Here is a 19,155-nt window from a genome sequence, read left to right as displayed (position 1 = left end):
TCGTTAGTGCAGTAAAACGTACATAATAATTTATTTATACAGGAGGGATTTGGGAGAAAATGAATCGTTTACTACAAGCCTCTATTAGAAGAGCGGGCCTTATTATTACCCTTACTGTTATCGTTCTTGTTTGGGGTGCAATATCTGCCTTTCAAATGCAGAGGGATTATCTACCTGAAATTAATAATCCTACTCTTACGGTTACGGTAAAAGCACAGAGTCTTCAGGCTGATCAGGTTAAAGAATATATAACAAAGCCTATCCAGGAGGCGGTCAGGGTAGTAGACAATCTTCAGGATGTGGAAACCAATTCTTTTAATGGGGGCTCGTTTATCAGTCTAAATTTTCCTATGAAGTATGATATGGAAAAGGCAGAGCAGCAAGTGAATAAAGCGCTGGAAGGAATTTCATTGCCAAAAGGATCTGATAAACCCCTTGTGAACCGTCTTAGTACGCATTCGCTTCCTATTATGACGATCAGTCTAAAAAGCAATAATGTTAATATTACCGAAAATATACTGAGGACTTCGGTACAAGAAGAAGTGGTAAAAGGACTTAAAACAGTACCTGGAATAAAGGACATTCAAGTGTCAGGCGGTGGTAACGCTGGATACGCTATCTCAATTCGCAAGGACGATTTAATTAAGTCCGGTTTTAGTGTGGACGATGTCAATAATTCTCTCAAACAACAACACACAACTGAAACAGAAGGGAACTTATCAGACGGCCAGATGACAGTTCCCATAAAAGTGAATGGTTGGGGGCTAAACAAAACAGACCTACAAAAATTGCCTATAAGTCGTGCAGATGGGAAAACCATTCCTCTTTCTGACGTGGCGGATATTTCGAATTCGATTGTTAATCTTCAGACCATAACCAGAACAAAAGGTACACCAAGTGTAGTACTTGATATTTTAAAAACACCTTCATCAAATATTAGCAATCTGTCGAAAAGCATTTACAGCCGACTACAAGATATAACACCGATTAAAACTAATGATGTAGAAGCTTCCATACTTTTTGATCAAGCTCAGCAGGTGAACCATTCCTTAGAGGGACTCGCTAAAGAGGGGTTATTGGGGTGCTTGTTTTCCATGATCTGCGTATTTCTTTTCTTTCGCAATGTCCGCTCTACATTATTGATTGTTATCTCTCTACCAATCTGTCTTTTAGCTACTACCGGTATCCTAAAAATATTAGGAATCTCCCTCAACATTCTTACCGTGTCCGGTCTTGTGGTGGCGATGGGAAGAGTTGTGGATGATTCGATTGTGATTTTGGACAATATCAACAGAAAAGTAAAAGAAGGAAAAGAATTAAAAAGCTTTTCATTCATTACACTGGCTGTAAAAGAGATGATTCCGGCGATCGTTTCATCTACGGCCACTACGGTTGCTGTATATATTCCAATAGCCCTTGTTGGCGGTCTTGTTGGTGCAGCCTTTTCAGGTTTTGCGTGGTCTGTTGTTGTTGCTCTTATTATTTCTTTAGTAGTTTCAGTTCTTGTGGTTCCAGCTCTATATAATCTTTTCTGGAAGGGAAAACCTACGGCACCCAATGATTTCCTGGCTCAACGTTCTTTTAAGATGTATGACTGGATTTTTCAGAGAAAGAAGCTTCTTAGTATACTATCTGTAAGTTTATTTGTCTTTTTGGCTGCAGCCTCAGCCTTGCTTCCCGTAAATTTCTTGACGATGACTAATAATACAGGGCAGCTTGGCATCCAAATTGAATTACCCAAAAATACATCGCTAAGTGAAGTAGACGAAGAAGTGAAGAGAGTTGAAGAACTGTTGCAAGGGAACTCAAACGTTACTTCATTTTCTTCCGGCCTCGGTTCTTCATTCACTCCTCAATCAGACGATGTATTTGATGTCGGAGGTGGATGGATCCAGCAGCCGAATATAGCCAACCTGTCCCTAAGCATTACAAAAAATGCAGATAAAACTAGAATGACTCGCCAATTACAAAAGCAGTTGGATTCACTAAAAAGTAAAGCAATTTATACGGTAACTGACAAGAGTATTTCAGGAGATGACTCTTTATTGAAAATTAATCTAAGTGGTGCGGATAGCCAAACTCTTGAAAATTTATCAGTCTCCGTTGGAAATCGCCTAAAATTAATACCAGGCCTTGCTGTGCAAGGTTTGGCTGATGAAGAAGGTACCGCTACTCAATATCAACTAACCTTAAATAGAAAGATGATTGAACAAAATGGTCTGGATTTAGTAGAGATAATAAATAGGTTCAAGTTAGACACGGCTGAAGGTACAATAGGCGAGATTTCACTTAACCATAATACTTATCCTATCGTTTTACATCTTAAGAATATGAATAGTAAGAACGCCTTCAATGATACAGATCCGGCCCTTCGATTATTAAATCAAATGGGAAACGAAGCGTTTATAAATAAAGAGGGAAGAACTTTTAGATTAAATCAGCTTGTGGTTGCAACTCCCATCACAGATGCATCTGTGATACAAGAGAAGGATGGTCATCCATACGCTGTTATTACGGGAAACATTCTCTCTAGAGATGTAGGGAAAGTAACTAAACAAGTTAAAAGTGTACTGAAGGATACTCCGCTTCCCGAAGGAGTCCAGTACTCTTTTGCAGGAGCTCCTGAGCAAGTAAAGGAAATGATCTACGAAATGGCCATTGCTTTATCATTTTCCATTTTGCTCGTCCTTTCCATTATCAGCTTTGTATTCAGGGGGTGGAAGGCACCGCTAACAGTATTAATTTGTATACCGCTTGCTGTCATTGGATCAGTCGCTGGTATGCTAATCTTCCAGTTAGAATGGAATCTGGCCGCCCTAGTCGGACTGTTAATGTTAACCGGAATTGTGGTTACAAATGGTATTGTATTAGTAGATAAAATAGAAAGAAATAGGTTGGCAGGACACAGTTTAGATGAAGCTCTATTCCTTGGTACTTTATCTAGAATTAGGCCGATTCTCACAACTGCTTTAACAACAATTTTAACTCTAGTGCCTTTAGCTTTTTCATCTCAAACTGACACGATTATCTCTCAAACTCTCGGTATAGTTGTGATTGGTGGGTTAGTTAGCTCCACATTTATGAGCTTATTTATGATTCCTATTCTGTATAAATGGCTTCATAAAGACTATGATCAGAGTCCTAACGAAAGCTTAGATCATATCATTCATAAATTTAAACTAACCGTTTAAGAAGTGTATTAAATCCTGTGAACAAAGAATCGTTTTAAAAACGGTTCTTTTTTTCTATTGATGAAATACTTTTATAAGTTTCATAGAATGTGCCGTCCAAATGGTTCACACAATCATTTCTGGTCCATAAAGAAATAGATGGGGTAGACTTCCGGAATTTATTTAGTAGTAAACCATAACTTTCTACTCATTTTTCGCAAAAATTGTTTTACTACGTCCCCGATTAGGGGTGTCTTCATTTTCCTAGTAAGAAATTATTTATGTTATTTACTTAAATTTTATTTAAGTTCTGTAAATTTATTTAGATAGGAAAATGAGGATTCCCAGGACTACGGATATTGATATACCAATGTTTTAATGTTGGTGCTTATTCCAAGATTCTTATTTTTTTAGGAAAAATTTACTAATTCATACTTAACTATACTAAATATAACCTTTATATAAATTTACTAAACTTGAATAGTAGATTAATAGAATAGGCGTATTCTTTAAGAAGATTCAGAAAGGAGTGAAGAATAATGAAGAAAAAAGGAAATAAGAAGAAACTGCTCGCTGGGATTACCTTAAGTACTGTATTGTTAGGATCTGCCGGCGTTTATGCTGCAAATGATAATGCTTTTGGAGAGAGGCTCGTTGGTCCTCAGGCAGACGGCTCCGTATTAGTACCAGCCAATCAATTAATCACACCAGCAGGAAAGCAAATTGAATTTGGGGGCAATCCGATTTCGGTTGCTGTAAATCCAAATGGTAAGACAGCAGCAACAATCGTTGGACGCAATAATTACGGTGGAAAAGGGATTAACATTGTCGATCTTTCGACAGGAAAATTGACTACTCAAGATTTATCGTTAGGCCTCTCTCAAATGTGGGGATTAGCTTATTCTGCTGATGGTAGCCAGCTATATGCAACAGGTTCATCAGGAACAACTGGAAAAGTAGTCGTTATGTCAGTTAGTGAAGATGGAACCCCAACCATCAAAAAAAGTATTAATCTGCCCAAAGCATCCGTCGGCGGAAATATTAATCCACTTGATATAGTGGTTACACAAGAAGGTAAGCTGCTAGTTGCCCTAAACCGTGATAACAGCCTTGGAGTTATTGATCCTCAAACCGGCTCTGTAACGAAAGTAGCAGTAGAAAATGCGCCTACAGGTGTATTAGTCAAAGGCAACTTTGCTTATGTAACGAACCAAGGTGGCCGTACCGCAAAAGAAGGAGACACAACGGTAGATTCTTCGGGGACAAATGTGGTTGTGGACCCTAAAACAGGTGCAACTTCGACAGGAACAGTATCTGTTATTGACTTGACTACGAATACAGTAATAAAGACGATTGAAGTTGGTGTGCAGCCTGAACGTATGACACAGTCGGGCCAATACATATTTGTAGCAAATACAAATAGTGACACGATTTCTGTTATTGATTCTAAAACTAATACCGTCGCACAAACGATCGACATCAAACCATACCCTAAAGCTGCTAAAGGCTCAGCACCAAATGCTGTAAAAGTGGTAGATAACAAATTAATGGTCAGCCTTGGCCGCGATAATGCGATTGCAGTATACGATTGGCAGGGACCTAAAAAGACTCCTGAACTGCAAGGACTCTTGCCGACAGCCTGGTTTCCAGTAGATATCGCTGTTGATTCTGAAAATAAGAAGCTAATTGTTGCTAATGCGGATGGGATTGGTTCTCGTGGACCTGCACGTGATTTAACGATTCAAGGAGTTAAGGTTACCGGGAAATCGTCATATGCTCAAATTGGTTCTCTTTCATTAATCCCATTCCCTTCTACCGAGGATCTTGCGAAAGGAACTAAGCAAGTTTTTGCTAACAACAACTGGTTTGGATTAAAGAACTTGAACGCAAAACCTCGACATAATAAAAAACCAGTTGCTATGCCTGAGCGTGTTGGTGAGCCTTCAACAATCAAACATGTATTCTATATTATTAAAGAAAACCGCACTTATGACCAGGTTCTAGGAGATCTAGGAAAAGGAAATGGAGAACCAGCTTTAACTCAGTTCCCAAAAGCAGTCACTCCAAACATTCACAAACTTGCAACTACCTTCCCGCTCCTTGATAACGTATATACTTCAGGTATTCAATCAGCAAGCGGACACCAATGGGTAATGCAAGGAACGAACACGGACTATGAGGATAAAGAAACAGATTCAGCAAATGTTAGAAGCTACCCTGGAGGGGCTGGTGATCCGATGGCGTACGCACCTACAGGACACTTATGGGATCAAGCAGTAAAAAATAACATATCTGTGGAAAACTTCGGCGAAGATACAACTGGTTTCACCGGATCAGCACCATTTGGTACATGGACGGACTGGTACAAAGATTATCAAATCCTTTCTGGACAGAAAGAGGGAGAGCTTCACGTACCAATAGGAAACTATTCGGCAACATACGATATTCCATCTCTCGGGCCGATTACTTATAAACCTTTCCCAACCTTTGACACGAATATTCCAGATCAATACCGATTTGAAATATTTAAGCAACGTTTTGAAGAGCACGTTAAAAATAAAGATTTACCAGCTTTAAACACGTTATGGGTAATGGATGACCATACTGCAGGAAATGCAACAGGTTCTCCTACACCACAAGCAATGGTTGCTGATAATGATCTTGCTATTGGTAAAATCGTTGACCTTATCTCACATAGTCCTTATTGGAAGGACTCTGTCATATTCATAACGCAAGATGATTCACAAAATGGATTAGACCATGTCGATGGACATCGCCAGCCTGCGCATGTAATCAGTCCATGGGTGAAAAAAGGTATTACGGACAGCCATTATTGGACTGTCATAAATATGGTAAGAAGTATCGAGCAAATTCTTGGTCTCCCGGCTATGAACCAAAATGATGCTGCTGCAGAACCGATGAGCGAGCTCTTTACAAACAAGCCAGACTATACACCATATAACTTCGAGCCTAACCAAATACCGCTTGATATATTAAACGGACAGCCGAACGCCAATACAGCTGCACTTGCCAATACAGATCAAGTTACACCAGAATCAAAAGAACTCTCAAAAAAATGGACGGAATGGTCTAACAAAAACAAGAGCTTATTTACTGGAAAACATGCTTCTCCGGATGAAGTCAATGCCAATATGCTGAATCATTCTGTTTGGTACGCAACAAAAGGTTTTGATCAGCCGTATCCAGGGGATAAACAACCGCTTAGCCCAGAAGAAGTGCAGAAGCAACCTGAAAGTAGTGCACCTAATCCAGCGAATAATTAAAAACGTGAAGGATATTTAAGAGAAAGAGGCTGATTGCATTATTTTTGGAGTCAGCCTCTTAGTAATCACATTTTTAGAAAAAGTTTAATAACTGTTCTAGATTCATAACGTTCAATACAAAGTGCTATCAGATAAGTAAGTTAAACTAACTTATCTGATAGCACTTTTAAATTACTTGATTAAATCAAGAAAATAGCAACAACAGTAGTAACAACCAATCCAATCAAAACATGCAAGCATCATAATTATTAAATATAATAGTGGAAAAATTTACAATACAGACAAGGAGTTTTAGTAAAATTTACCTTACTAGATGCTAAGATAAATACATAAACGCTTACTAAAAATACTAAGATAATTAAGCTTGAAACTAACAGAAAAATATTTTTAATTATTTTACCAATTCCCAAATAATAGATGACAAACCTTGTTGATAATAATATTCTAACATTTAGATCTTTAATAGATTCAAATAATTTAGGATATCGTATAAGAACATTGAAATTGAAGAAAAGAAATCATCATTAATGACTCGACTTCATGTGAAAGATTTACTTTCACATCGTGGAGAATTATTTATTCATGATGATGAAATTGCATTTAAAGGTTGGAAAACTATTAAATGTATCGATGTTATTGATTTATAATTATTAGTAGGACCTTTTTTAAATGAAAGAAAATAGTCTCAGGTTTATTCCTTTCATTTAAAAAAGCACATTTCAATTATGAACTGCACCCCGATTGTTAGACACGGCTAACAATCGGAGGTGTAGTTTAATTAATAGACAAATAGCACTAAAGTTATGGCAGAAATATTAAACTTAAATTAAATCTGATCTGTAAAATTTTAATTAATATACTTCATAGACTAAGATGTTCTTTTAATACAGTTGGTAGAGAGTACTTAGTTAGATAGATATTAATCCAACGGGCCTCTTTAGGGTTTGTTTGAAGTATATCAATAATAGTTAAAACCTTATTTAGTTCTTTAGTATTAGATACATGTTCTGCCAACTTTTTTGCAATGAAAAATCTTTTATGGTCATGTGCTAACGTAAGGAGTCGCTCTGTTATTTTCTCAAAGAGTTCATCATTATTTGGTTCTATACTATATAAATTTAATAAAAACAATGCAATCTTATCAGTAAATTCAAATGTGTGTTTTCCCTCAATTTGTGTAAAATAGTTTTCAATAACTTCTTGATACTTTTCATAAAAATGGACTTTAAAAACGGATAAAATTTTAGTGTCCAGTTTCATAAAATACTTTGTATATAACGTATAATCATTGTTAGATATTAGAAGATCTAAAATATCATTTAAATAAACATTTGCTCCAGTCTGGAAATAATATTTTAAATATTCATCAAATTGTTGTGGAGAGTTGTTATTGACATTATTACTAAGTAAATCGAAATGTCTCCTTAACTCATGCACACTTGAATAGCGTCGTTCTTTACTATATTGAGTAGCTTTTTTTATAAGAAATTTATACTTTGAATTTGAAATTATATCAGGGTTAATACTTATTGGAAGGCTTCCAGTTAGCATTTCATACAGAATTTTTCCAAGCGAGTAAATATCTGCACGCTCGTCTACATTTCTAGCATTCTCTTCTTCCCACTGTTCTGGAGCAGTATAAATGTCATTTCCCATACCCACTTTCGTTTCTGTCAACACAGTTACTTCTTTTCTTATAAATTTCCCTAAACCAAAATCGCTAATTTTCAGGTTATCATTATCATAAACAAGTATATTTCTGGGATTTAAATCTCTGTGAATAATATTGTTTGCATGAACATATTCAAGTGCATCTATAAGTTGCTCGAAAAAATAACGTGCAATCTCATCATCCATTGGTTTAAGGTTATCTTCTCTATATTGAGCGAGAAGGGTAACAAAATTACATTTTGCCAAAGGCATAGCATAATAGGGAATATAATCTATTTCTCCAAGATCATATTCTAAAATAGGTACAATGTTTTTGTGATCGAGTTGAGAATGAATTTTAATTTCTCTTTCAAATCTTTTTATGCCAATCTCATCCATTTTCACTTGATGAAGAATTTTTAGTGCCACGACCTCATCAGAAAAATACTTTTTAGCTTCATACACTTCTCCGAAGCCACCTTTTCCAAGCGATTTAAAAGTTTCATATAGAATTGGTGTATGTGGGGGTATATTCATTACTAAGCCTCCATAAAGTTATAATTAAAGAATATTATATCAATTCTCATATTTTAATATATATTAAAATTTAAAAAAAAAATTTTTGAACTGTTTTGTAACGATTAAAATTTAATTCTACCAAGCTATGATGTTTATCTCGAGTAATTAATAGGATTATAAGCTTTAAGGCCAGAACAAATCTGCAATGTTGTATTTCAGAATTTGGTAATTTATACTAAAACTAGTATCATGCCAAGTAAAGATTCATTTTAAATTTAAAGCTTGATAAAGGGTAGGGTAACATATAAGAAATGCATTATTCAGCTTTATTATGATAAGCAACAAATATTAAAAATATTTCAACTTAGTTTAAATAAAATATATGAGAGTGAAGATTTATTTAATAAAAAAGAAGAAATTAGGAGAAATTATGACGCAATTTTCAAAGTTATTAAAAGGTCCGTATTTAGAAGAGTTAGAAACAAATGAATGTATAATTTGTGGGGAAATAGTTAAAAAGGGTGGATTTTGGCAAGGGAATGTTCAGCTAATTATATGTACAAATGCCTTATGTAATGAAAAAATTTTACACTTAGTATTAGATAGCTTTTATGATAATGGCTGGAGAAACAATGGTGGAGAGCCATTAGATAGATTAAGGGATTGGTTAAAGATTGCTAGAGATGTATACTTAAAGAAAGAAGAACTAGAAGTTATGATTGAGAAACGTAAATTTAGATAATTAATAAATCTTAAAGGTAGTGCAACTGATAAAATAAAAATTTTTGGGGGTATCAGCCATTTTCCAATTAAGCACAAGATTTAGCTAATAATAATGTTAAATATAAAATTAAAATTAATGATATTTTTTGGTCAATATTGATATCTCCATGGTAAATTAAAACAAGTAGGAAAATAAATAAATCCAATAGATTCAACAGATTCAATATTAAAAATATATCTGACTGATTTTATTTGTAGTTAAGTTAAACTGTATAGAATGTACAAACATATGTAAACGTTATATAAAAATGGAATTGATATTCGACTAAAATCAGCTATTAAATTTTAATAGCTGATTTTTTGTCTTCTATATCAAGAAAATCGCAACAACAGTAGTAACAACCAACCCAATCAAAACAGGCAACAAATTCCGTCTAGCCAATTCAAATGGACTAACATTACAAATAGCCGCCGCAGGAATCAACGCCCAAGGAATCAGTGTTCCACCACCAACCCAAAGCCGCAATTTGCACCATAGCAGTTAATGTTGCAACCCCATGACCAATTGGCGTAGCAAATAATGAAGCAACAGATCCAGCAAGTGAAATTCCAGAGAATCCAGATCCATCTAATCATGTAATTACCCCGACAGCTGTTAAAGTTACTCCTGCAACCCTTGGATTTACAGGTACGAAATGTGCTAAAGCAAATCCTAAATCATTTACAATTCCATGAGATCCTTTTGGCAAATAATCTCCAATAATTGCAGTAAATCCAATATTCCCAAGATAGAAGAATGCAGCAATTGGAATAACCGAACCAAATACTCTAAACCCAAATTTGAATCATATAGTGATGAAGAAGGCTTCAAGGCTAGAATTTTGGTAAATTAATAAGTTGATGGTATAAATATGCAAAAAAAACTTTAGCTAAACAAATTGAAGAACAATTGATTGCTTCTAAAACTAAAGAATGTCAATTGTATTAAAGTATACTATATCTAAGTTTTATCTACTATTGAAAGATAATGTAATTCGGGTAAAAACTAATAGTTTAGTACAGTTAATTTAAGTAAACTTAACAGAAGTAATTCGAACAGATGTTTTTATCAGAGTACATAATAAATCTTCTTTAAATTTTGCTTATTTCATTTTTAACAAATGAGAAGAAACAGAGAATAAATGTTCTCTCTGTTTCTCTTAATTAATTCTTTTACTAAATTAGAATCAAAAATTAACTTTAGAATGGTTTTATTATAAATATAATATTTCATATACGTTGTTAATTGAATCGAAAAAGAAAACAAATTTACAAGCATTGATGTTTAAATCGGATGAAAAGTCAATACCAAGAACCACGCATTCAGAAGTTCCAAGATTTCTCATTTTATTTTTAATATCTTCGCGACTTTCATCAAATAATTTAGTAATTCTTCTTCTATGAAGAAGTTCTGTCTTATTTCCGTTTATCTTCTTATTTTGGTAAATCAAAATAAGAAAGGAAATATTATTAATAATTAAATTTTGATTTTCATTTTTAAGTGTGCTTATTAAACTAGTTTTTGTATCTAGCTTATTAATAACTGGACTATCTTTTATACTTTCATGTATAAGTGTTGAGATATTATTTGGTAATGAAGGGAAGGTATGCCACATTTTTAAGATTTTCATACTGTCAGTAATTCGAAGTAATGAATCTGAATTAATTGCTTCAATCACAAACATATCCATTATTTTTGATATTTTTACGTCAAGTTCACTAGTAAAAGCTTTATTTGGGTGAAATATCTTTGTTTGTAAAGCGTATTCATTCCTAGAAATATTTAATTCTAATGAATAACCATATAAATAAATATCCCTATCCATAATTCCTTGATTATGTTGTAATCTAAATTTAATGTAATTGGCTAGGATATCTCGCTCATCTCCAAAAAACTTATATTTATTTTCAAAAATAATTCTTGATACTATGTAATGAATCCTTTGTGTTGAACTTGATAAGGAAATTAAAGCTTCTTTAAGATCTGGAACAGATATACTAATACCTAATCCTTCTGTATCAACTATATAATTTGCTGCAATTAGACTATTAAGTTGCGTAGAGATAGTACCCCAGGAGTCAAAAGTAACGTTCATTACAAAAATTTCCTTAACCGAACTTAAATCCACCTGAATATCTCTACGGTATTTTTTCTTATTTTCTTGGATTTCTTGTTTAATATTTATTTTTTTACCAACTTGGTCCTTTAAATAGGATTTAAAATTTAGAGCTTGTTTTGTAGCTTTGTTTATTGATCTACCTATTAAATCTTTTACATTTTCGTGTTTAGCAGTATATAAAAGTCTGTCAGATTTTGCTTCTATAAGGAATGCGTATGTTCCATACACTATTAATAAATCATTTTCATTAAAGTTATTTGTATCCTCATTTTGATGGTAAATTAGACCAGTATATATTTTAGCACCACTAACATATTCACTAAAAAGTTGTTCTATCTCTTTTTCTAAGAAAGCTGGCTTACACTCTTTCTCCCTAAGTTTTTCACCTCCGTCTTCGAGACATTCATGAATTATATAATGTAAATTATGAGTTACTGCATTGTAACATGGTAGGTAATAATTTTCCTCTACCTTTATGAAAGGCTTCATCAAAACAGGATTATTTATAATAAAATGATTAAAATCATCTAAATCATAATTATTACCCAATAGATAATTATCAATAATATATTGAAAAGTTAGATTACTGTTCCTTATCTTTTGATTTTTTGTTGGTATGTGTAGATTTTGTATCTCAATATTTAATGTACCTTTAAATCGACTTAATTTATCTTTGATTATTTCTTCATTACCCAGATTTAATAAGTTAAGTTTTAATATATCATCATCAATTTTATATAAATTTTTTTGAATTACTTCCAAATCAATTATTGCATAAAGATACTGTTTAAAGGACTGTAAATCTACAAATTTATTTTTCATTAGATGTAGATAATTATTTTTTAGGTTAAAAGCTTCAGCCATTATTTCAATAACGTTTGACACGTTATTAAAATCCGTTAGATTAAATATTTCCTCCTTTAAGTGCCTTATATTCTCCAATTTAATTGTCAAATTATTATTGATAATAGCAAACAGTGTTGTAATTTCTAAAGGATAAGACCCCTTTTTATCATATTTCGAATTAATTGTGTCACCTTTTATCGTTTCAAAGTTAAATAAATCTATATGTCTTTGGAAATTGTCGACAGCTTGAGTATCATTTCTAAGTGTTGCTTTTTTATAAAGAAATTTCGTTTTAATCTTGTCTCGCTCAAAATCCGTTGCATTTTCAGAATTCATGTTTTGAAAAATCTGAATTTGACATATATTAGCTAGCGATTTAATTAGCCTTTTTATTACAGTCAAATTTTTATATCTCTCTTGGTTATTTTGAAAGATAAGATAGTCTAATTCAACATTGTCATAAGTAAAATTCTGAAGCAAATTATCTTTCCTTTGTATATCATTGGTAGAAAATAATAAGTATTGTAAAATTTCTATTTGATACGAGTGTAGAGGCCCATCATAATAGTCGGTATCATGACCGGAGTTTATGGAGGAAATATCTTCTAGACTTTGAAAAGAAAAAAAGCTTAGTAATTGCTCCCTTTTATATGGTATTGAATCAATAATTAATTTTTTTATCTTATTCACTAAAATAGAAGCATCAACACTTAATGCAACTAGTTTCTTATGTTCTTCAAGATTGACTGTCAACCATGAATCTAAAGGTAAAACAATAGAGTCTTTTTCTGTCAATCCTTTATTAAGTTCATTAATTATTTTTTTATAAAGATCATCCACGCTACAAATTAAATCGTTATTAGTATGTAATATCATATAGTTTACTCCTTTATTAATTTGTTGAATATTATAAATATTCATAATTAATATTGTCTTTTAAAATTACATATCATGCAATTGTTAATTTATAATCTGTTGTTTGCATATACGAATTTATTAAATAGTTAAATTTGCAGAAGTAATTAAGGATAGTACTAATGAAACTTAAAGACAATATACTAATGACACTTATAGGTGATTCAGAAGTTGCAAAATTGAGATGGAAAAAAACTACTGAACAAAAATAAATAAATATTAAGAAGCAGATCGTTAAATCGAAGTGAAAAGCAAAGTTATTCAAAAAATAGGTAACTAATTGTCAGTATTTACAGCAATTATTTTTGATTTAGATCTAGTTGGATTAAAATTGAAAAAGGATAGTCATAGATAATATGTTAATAGTAAATAAATAAAAAATTTTATTTTTTTCCCTTACAATTCTCACCTTTCTTTTACTTTCAATAATGTGTTTAATTGTGTGGATATTTTTCCATTAATTTTTGTAGTAATGACTGTTCCCAAAAATATTTTTATTATATTAGTAGATTTAAAAAAGGATATTATTTTTGAAAGAAAATGAAAAAATTAAAAAGCTACACCTTTTCTATTTAAAATATAATGAGTAGCTTTTTTAATTTTTTTATTTAGTTAGAAAGAATCTCGTTAATTAAATTGAAAATAATAACTCAAATTATTCATATAACACCTTGACTAATAAAATAAGCTGCAATTTAGTTATATCAAAAATATAGCAACAACAGTAGTAACAACCAACCCAATCAAAACAGGCAACAAATTCCTCCTAGCCAACTCAAAAGGACTAACATTACAAATAGCCGCCGCAGGAATCAATGCCCAAGGAATCAATGTTCCTCCACCAACCCAAATCGCCGCAATCTGCCCCATAGCTGTCAAAGTTGCAACTCCATGACCAATCGCCGTAGCAAATAACGAAGCAACAGATCCAGCAAGTGAAATTCCAGAGAACCCCGATCCATCTAAACCTGTAATTGCTCCGACAGTTGTTAAAGTTACTCCTGCAACCCCAGGATTTACAGGTACTGAATGTGCCAAAGCAAACCCTAGATCATTTACAATTCCATGTGATCCTTTTGGCAAGTAATCTCCAATAATTGCAGTAAATCCACTATCTCCTAGATAGAAGAAAGCTGCAATAGGAATAACCGGACCAAATACTCTAAAACCAAATTTGAATCCAAGAATTAAATAATTTGTTACTTCTTCGAATCCTTTATTTTTATGCCCCAACATTGATAGAAATGAAAGGATGATTAATGCAGTACCCCCGATTAAAGCTGTTGCATCTCCACCTTGTAAATTGAAATGAACCATCGCCCAAATATCCACTGCAAATAAAATGAAAACAAGAGCGGCCATCCATTTTTGTTGAGTAGATGAAAGCAGATAGTCCTCAGCTTTAGTATCCTCTTCAGGTAATTCGACTGTTAAAAGTCCTCTTTTCATATCTCGTTTTAAGAAGTAAAAAGCAACCACAGTTGTCACGACACCCATTACGATCACAAGTGGAATACTTGCATGTAAAACATCTGAAACCGGAATGCCAGCCGCGTCAGCTGTTAGTTTAGGAGCGCCTTGAATAACGTAATCACTTGAAAGAGCGATACCATGCCCAAATAAATTCATTGCCATCGCAACACCTAAAGCTGGTAACCCAACTCTTAAAGCAACTGGAAGTAAAACCGCACCAATTAATGCTACTGCAGGAGACGGCCAGAAAAACCAAGATACAACCATCATTACAATACCAATCGTCCAATAGGCAAGTGTGGCGTTCCTCATCACCTTTGTAAATGGACTGATGAGTGCCTGATGCACTCCACTATCAGTTAAAGCTTTACTCATAGAAACAATAATTGAGATTACTAAAATAGTAGAAAGTAATTCTGTTATGGCGTATATGAAACTTGAAAACAAGATACTAACTGAACTAGTTAGTGACTCAGTAGCTACCAAGCCAAGTAGAAAAATTCCTGCGAGGCAGACTAGGCTAGTGTCACGTCTCAGAATTAAAAATAAAATAATTAAACCTATAAATGCTACATAAAGCCAATGGATGGCAGTTAAATCGACATGCATGAGAATAGCCCCCTTTCGTTACATATATTGGATAACAATATATGCATTCGCCTAGTTTAGGGTGATTGGTAAGATTTGACAGATTGACTTCTGAAAAATTGAAAGAAAATTACTTAATGACGGAATAGTCGGAATTGTGTATAATATTGATAAAATAGAAATGGTTTCCGCATTATGGAAAAAGTGTTGTTATTTACTCGATGGGAGGGATGAATGAAGATGATTCAGATCAAAAGTGTAAGTAAATCATTTGGGCCATTACAAGTATTAAAAGGAATTGATTTAACGATTGAAGAAAAAGAAGTGGTTGTTTTATTAGGGGCAAGCGGATCAGGAAAGAGCACTCTTTTAAGATGTTTAAACTTTTTAGAAATCAATGATTCGGGAGACATTTATTTTGATGGTGAATTGGTTCAACCTAGTAAAACAGATTTGAATAAAATTCGGTCGGAGGTTGGTATGGTTTTCCAACACTTCAATCTCTTTCCGCATAAAACAGTTTTAGAAAATATAATTGAAGCTCCTATTCATGTTAAAGGAATGAAAAAGAGTGAAGCAAAAGAGATTGCTTATGTTTTGCTGGACAAGGTTGGACTGATAGATAAGGCTGATGAATATCCAGATATGTTATCAGGGGGACAAAAACAAAGGGTTGCGATTGCACGTGCACTTGCGATGAACCCGAGGGTAATGCTGTTTGATGAACCTACTTCAGCCTTAGATCCAGAACTAGTAGGAGAGGTTCTTCAAGTTATGAAACAGTTAGCAAGTGAAGGTATGACAATGGTTGTAGTCACTCATGAAATGGGTTTTGCTCGAGGTGTAGCGGATCGAGTTTTATTCATGGAGGAAGGTTTAATTTTAGAAGAGGGTACACCTAAACAGTTTTTTGAAAATCCGCAAAATGAAAGAACAAAGCAATTTCTTAATAGTATTTTATAATTTTAAAAATTATGGGAGGTATAAGAAATGAAAAAGAAATGGTATGATGTTTTATTATCTTCAATGGTAGCAGGGACAATGTTTCTAAGTGCATGTGGAGCAGATAAAACCAGTAATCAAGCGAGTTCAAAAGAATTTCATTATGCGATGAGTGGGTTATATAAACCATTTAACTTTAAAGAAGATGGAAAGCTAACTGGATTTGATGTTGAAATCGGTAAAGCACTTTCGGATAAAATGGGAATGAAGGCTGTACCAGTAACGAACCCATGGGAAACAATTGTTCAAGGATTAGTGTCCAATAAGTATGATGCGATTTTGGGGAGTATGACGATCACTGATGAACGATTAAAAGTGGTTGATTTCAGTAATCCATATTATATTTCAGGTTCTCAGATTTTTGTCGCTGATAATAATAAGGAAATCAAATCTGCTGAGGATTTAAAAGGGAAGAAAATTGGCGTTGTAAAAGCAAGCCCTTATAAAGATTTAGCGATTAAATATACTGGAAAAGAAAATGTAGTTGATTATGATAGTGATCTGACGGCAATCATGGATCTTCCAACTGGTAGATTAGATGCTGTCATTACGGATCAAATGGTTGGCTTTAGAGTCATTAAAGAAGGAAAGGCTAAGATTAAGGATGTTGGTACACCACTAACTCACGATAATCAAGCAATTGCTGTAAGGAAAGATGATAAAGAACTTGAGAAGAAAATTAATAAAGCTTTAGATGAAATTATTAAAGATGGAACTTATGAAAAAATTAGTCAAAAGTGGTTTGGTCGCAATATTCTTGAAGAAAAATAATAATAGAATACTAGCGTAAAATAGAGCCTAAGATTTTTTTAGGACAAGATGAGGGGTGAGGTTCATCATGCATATATTTTTAAATACATTTCATGTGTTTTTAGTAGCAACTTTATTAACATTAAAATTGACAATCGTATCTACTATCTTAGGAAGTGGAATAGGTCTTATATTTGCATTTTTTAGACTCTCACGGATTAAAGCACTCAATTATATTGCTAATCTCTATATTACGGTCATTCGTGGGACACCGCTTATTGTTCAAATTGCCATTTTATATTTCGGTCTTTCTAGTATTATTACATTCTCGCAGTTTTGGGCAGGTGCATTGGCGCTAGGTGTGCATAGTGGAGCATATATTGCTGAAATCTTTCGTGGTTCAATTCAATCAATTGACAAAGGACAATTGGAAGCTGCCCGTTCTCTTGGGATGTCCCAACCTTTAGCAATGAGAAGAATCGTACTACCTCAAGCATTTAAAATGGCGATTCCTGCTTTAGGTAATCAATTTATAATTGGATTAAAGGATTCTTCACTTGTAGCATATGTAGGGATGCAAGATTTATGGGGAGCAGGACTAAGTGAGGCTGCCTCTAACTTTGAACAAATGAATACATATATTGTCGTAGGTTTATATTATCTTGCACTTGTACTAATCATTACGTTTGGAGTTAAAAAGCTTGAAGATTCTTTAGATGTGAGTCGTGGTAAAAAACGTAAATTAAGAAAAAATAAGTCTAATGCATCATTAGAATCAATAAAGTTATAAATTAATTGGAAAAACAGACGATAAACTTGTAAGATAGATGTAAAAAATTACTCTCACAATTATTCAATTGCAAGTTCGAAAGGAAACAAGAAGAGCTGAGATACTTAAGTCAACGCATCTTTAAAGAAACGTACGTATACTACCAGTACGTAATAAACGGGAATCCACCTAACGTGGAAACTTCCCAGATTTTTGAACAGACTCCCCAAGATAAGAAGTGAAGAGTCATAGGAGTTATGATCATGGTCCAATCAATTGACCGAGCTATGCTTATTATCGATATCCTAAATTCGGATGAATCCAAAAGTAATTGGCAAATTACCGAATTAGCGGAAAAAACATCTCTATCTCTCGGTACGCTTCACCGATTACTTAACGCTTTAATCCAACATGGACTTGTTGTACAAATACCTGAAACCAAGCATTATAAGTTAGGGTATAAATGGATGGAACTTGGTCTCCGTCAATTGGATAAAATGGATTTCAGATTAGTTGCAAGACCAGTAATGGAGCGTTTGGCGCACCTTTTAGAGGAAAGTATCTACTTAAATATTGAGAGCGGAATAGATGGAATTGTGATTGATAAAATTGACAGTCCTTTAAAAATTAGAATTGCTGAAAATTTGGGTATCCGAATTCCACTACATATTGGTGCTCCCAATAAAACCATTCTTGCTTATATGAAAGAGTATGAAATTCAACAAGTACTAGATCAACTTAATCTTTCACCTGATTCAATATCAATTTTAAAACAGCAACTAGTTGAAATCAGACAAAATGGCTATGCAATAAGTCAAAGTGAAAAAACAGAGGATACGGCGGCTATTGCGGCTCCAATTACTGGATATCACAACAAAGTACTTGCTGCTATAAGCGTGAACGTACCTGGATTTCGTTTTACTCAGGAACGTGTTCCGTTCTTGATCGAAGAAGTAATGAAAGCAGCGGAAGAAATTTCAAAGAAGATAGGGAAGATATAGGTGATATTAGACGCATTCCACTAACATGGGATGCGTCTTTTTTTATATAAACATACTTGATAGAGACTCATCATATTCTTTCCTCTTAATACCTTGTCATAAAAGCGATATCATTAGCGTAAAATTTAAAAGAAAATTTCAAAATCCGTAATAAAAAAATCGAAATTTTGTTTTTGGTAAATAACCTATGGATGTAAATTTTTAGGAAAGGGAGAGGATAGACAATTTAAAAAACTATCAATCTATCAACGCTGACTATTATCATAAACATTTCAAACTATTTTAAGAGGTAGGATTATTTTGAAA

At 33.4% G+C, this 19,155-nt stretch carries 10 protein-coding genes and 1 pseudogene; 7 read left to right on the top strand and 4 right to left on the bottom strand.

Features of this window, described 5'->3' with window-relative positions; all coding sequences use genetic code 11:
* Positions 1-59 precede the first annotated feature (59 nt).
* Together BM319_RS10500 and BM319_RS10495 are read left to right on the top strand one after the other, a co-directional pair.
* Positions 60-3,191 (top strand): efflux RND transporter permease subunit, encoded by a 3,132-nt coding sequence (locus BM319_RS10500; protein WP_091022528.1) that lies wholly within the window; start codon positions 60-62, stop codon positions 3,189-3,191.
* 518 nt (positions 3,192-3,709) lie between these two features.
* Positions 3,710-6,454 carry a bifunctional YncE family protein/alkaline phosphatase family protein gene (locus tag BM319_RS10495; protein ID WP_286143722.1) on the top strand — a complete coding sequence of 915 codons (2,745 nt, stop codon included), beginning with the start codon at positions 3,710-3,712 and terminating at the stop codon, positions 6,452-6,454.
* An 861-nt stretch (positions 6,455-7,315) separates the two neighbouring features.
* Here the strand turns inward: BM319_RS10495 and BM319_RS10490 are convergent.
* The gene (locus BM319_RS10490; protein WP_091022523.1) at positions 7,316-8,641 is read right to left on the bottom strand and encodes a serine/threonine-protein kinase; all 1,326 of its coding nucleotides are present in this window, start codon (positions 8,639-8,641) and stop codon (positions 7,316-7,318) included.
* A gap of 412 nt (positions 8,642-9,053) precedes the next feature.
* Between BM319_RS10490 and BM319_RS10485 the strand changes: the two genes are divergently transcribed.
* Positions 9,054-9,365 (top strand): hypothetical protein, encoded by a 312-nt coding sequence (locus BM319_RS10485; RefSeq protein ID WP_091022521.1) that lies wholly within the window; start codon positions 9,054-9,056, stop codon positions 9,363-9,365.
* Between the two features lie 348 nt (positions 9,366-9,713).
* Here BM319_RS10485 and BM319_RS10480 read toward each other — a convergent pair.
* From BM319_RS10480 to BM319_RS10470, 3 genes and pseudogenes are all read right to left on the bottom strand, one after another.
* Positions 9,714-10,188: pseudogene (locus BM319_RS10480) on the bottom strand (hypothetical protein); the annotation flags it as partial.
* A 411-nt stretch (positions 10,189-10,599) separates the two neighbouring features.
* Positions 10,600-13,227 (bottom strand): hypothetical protein, encoded by a 2,628-nt coding sequence (locus BM319_RS10475; RefSeq protein WP_091022519.1) that lies wholly within the window; start codon positions 13,225-13,227, stop codon positions 10,600-10,602.
* 738 nt (positions 13,228-13,965) lie between these two features.
* A complete protein-coding gene (locus tag BM319_RS10470) occupies positions 13,966-15,348 on the bottom strand; it encodes a hypothetical protein (RefSeq protein ID WP_091022517.1) in 1,383 nt (460 codons plus the stop codon).
* Between the two features lie 219 nt (positions 15,349-15,567).
* Here BM319_RS10470 and BM319_RS10465 point away from each other — a divergent pair, with 219 nt between their 5' ends.
* The 4 genes from BM319_RS10465 (at position 15,568) to BM319_RS10450 (ending at position 18,849) form a co-directional block, all read left to right on the top strand.
* The gene (locus BM319_RS10465) at positions 15,568-16,290 is read left to right on the top strand and encodes an amino acid ABC transporter ATP-binding protein (RefSeq protein WP_091022849.1); all 723 of its coding nucleotides are present in this window, start codon (positions 15,568-15,570) and stop codon (positions 16,288-16,290) included.
* 27 nt (positions 16,291-16,317) lie between these two features.
* Entirely contained in the window at positions 16,318-17,100 is a 783-nt protein-coding gene (locus BM319_RS10460; protein ID WP_091022515.1) for an ABC transporter substrate-binding protein, read from the top strand.
* 67 nt (positions 17,101-17,167) lie between these two features.
* Complete coding sequence (locus BM319_RS10455) at positions 17,168-17,869, top strand: amino acid ABC transporter permease (RefSeq protein WP_069034298.1); 702 nt, start codon at positions 17,168-17,170, stop codon at positions 17,867-17,869.
* A 242-nt stretch (positions 17,870-18,111) separates the two neighbouring features.
* A complete protein-coding gene (locus tag BM319_RS10450; RefSeq protein ID WP_091022513.1) occupies positions 18,112-18,849 on the top strand; it encodes an IclR family transcriptional regulator in 738 nt (245 codons plus the stop codon).
* Positions 18,850-19,155 lie beyond the last annotated feature (306 nt).

The sequence above is a fragment of the Bacillus sp. UNCCL81 genome (genome assembly GCF_900112535.1).
In the GTDB taxonomy this organism is placed as follows: domain Bacteria; phylum Bacillota; class Bacilli; order Bacillales; family Bacillaceae_G; genus Gottfriedia; species Gottfriedia luciferensis_B.
Note: the sequence above shows the minus strand (reverse complement) of the source record. Positions and strands in the feature narration are given on the sequence as shown.

What these genes read in the sequence shown, in the direction of transcription:
- BM319_RS10500 (WP_091022528.1), top strand. Translation starts at nt 60, where the DNA reads ATGAATCGTTTACTACAAGCCTCTATTAGAAGAGCGGGCCTTATTATT.
- BM319_RS10495 (WP_286143722.1), top strand. Translation starts at nt 3,710, where the DNA reads ATGAAGAAAAAAGGAAATAAGAAGAAACTGCTCGCTGGGATTACCTTA.
- BM319_RS10490 (WP_091022523.1), bottom strand. Translation starts at nt 8,641, where the DNA reads ATGAATATACCCCCACATACACCAATTCTATATGAAACTTTTAAATCG.
- BM319_RS10485 (WP_091022521.1), top strand. Translation starts at nt 9,054, where the DNA reads ATGACGCAATTTTCAAAGTTATTAAAAGGTCCGTATTTAGAAGAGTTA.
- BM319_RS10475 (WP_091022519.1), bottom strand. Translation starts at nt 13,227, where the DNA reads ATGATATTACATACTAATAACGATTTAATTTGTAGCGTGGATGATCTT.
- BM319_RS10470 (WP_091022517.1), bottom strand. Translation starts at nt 15,348, where the DNA reads ATGCATGTCGATTTAACTGCCATCCATTGGCTTTATGTAGCATTTATA.
- BM319_RS10465 (WP_091022849.1), top strand. Translation starts at nt 15,568, where the DNA reads ATGATTCAGATCAAAAGTGTAAGTAAATCATTTGGGCCATTACAAGTA.
- BM319_RS10460 (WP_091022515.1), top strand. Translation starts at nt 16,318, where the DNA reads ATGAAAAAGAAATGGTATGATGTTTTATTATCTTCAATGGTAGCAGGG.
- BM319_RS10455 (WP_069034298.1), top strand. Translation starts at nt 17,168, where the DNA reads ATGCATATATTTTTAAATACATTTCATGTGTTTTTAGTAGCAACTTTA.
- BM319_RS10450 (WP_091022513.1), top strand. Translation starts at nt 18,112, where the DNA reads ATGGTCCAATCAATTGACCGAGCTATGCTTATTATCGATATCCTAAAT.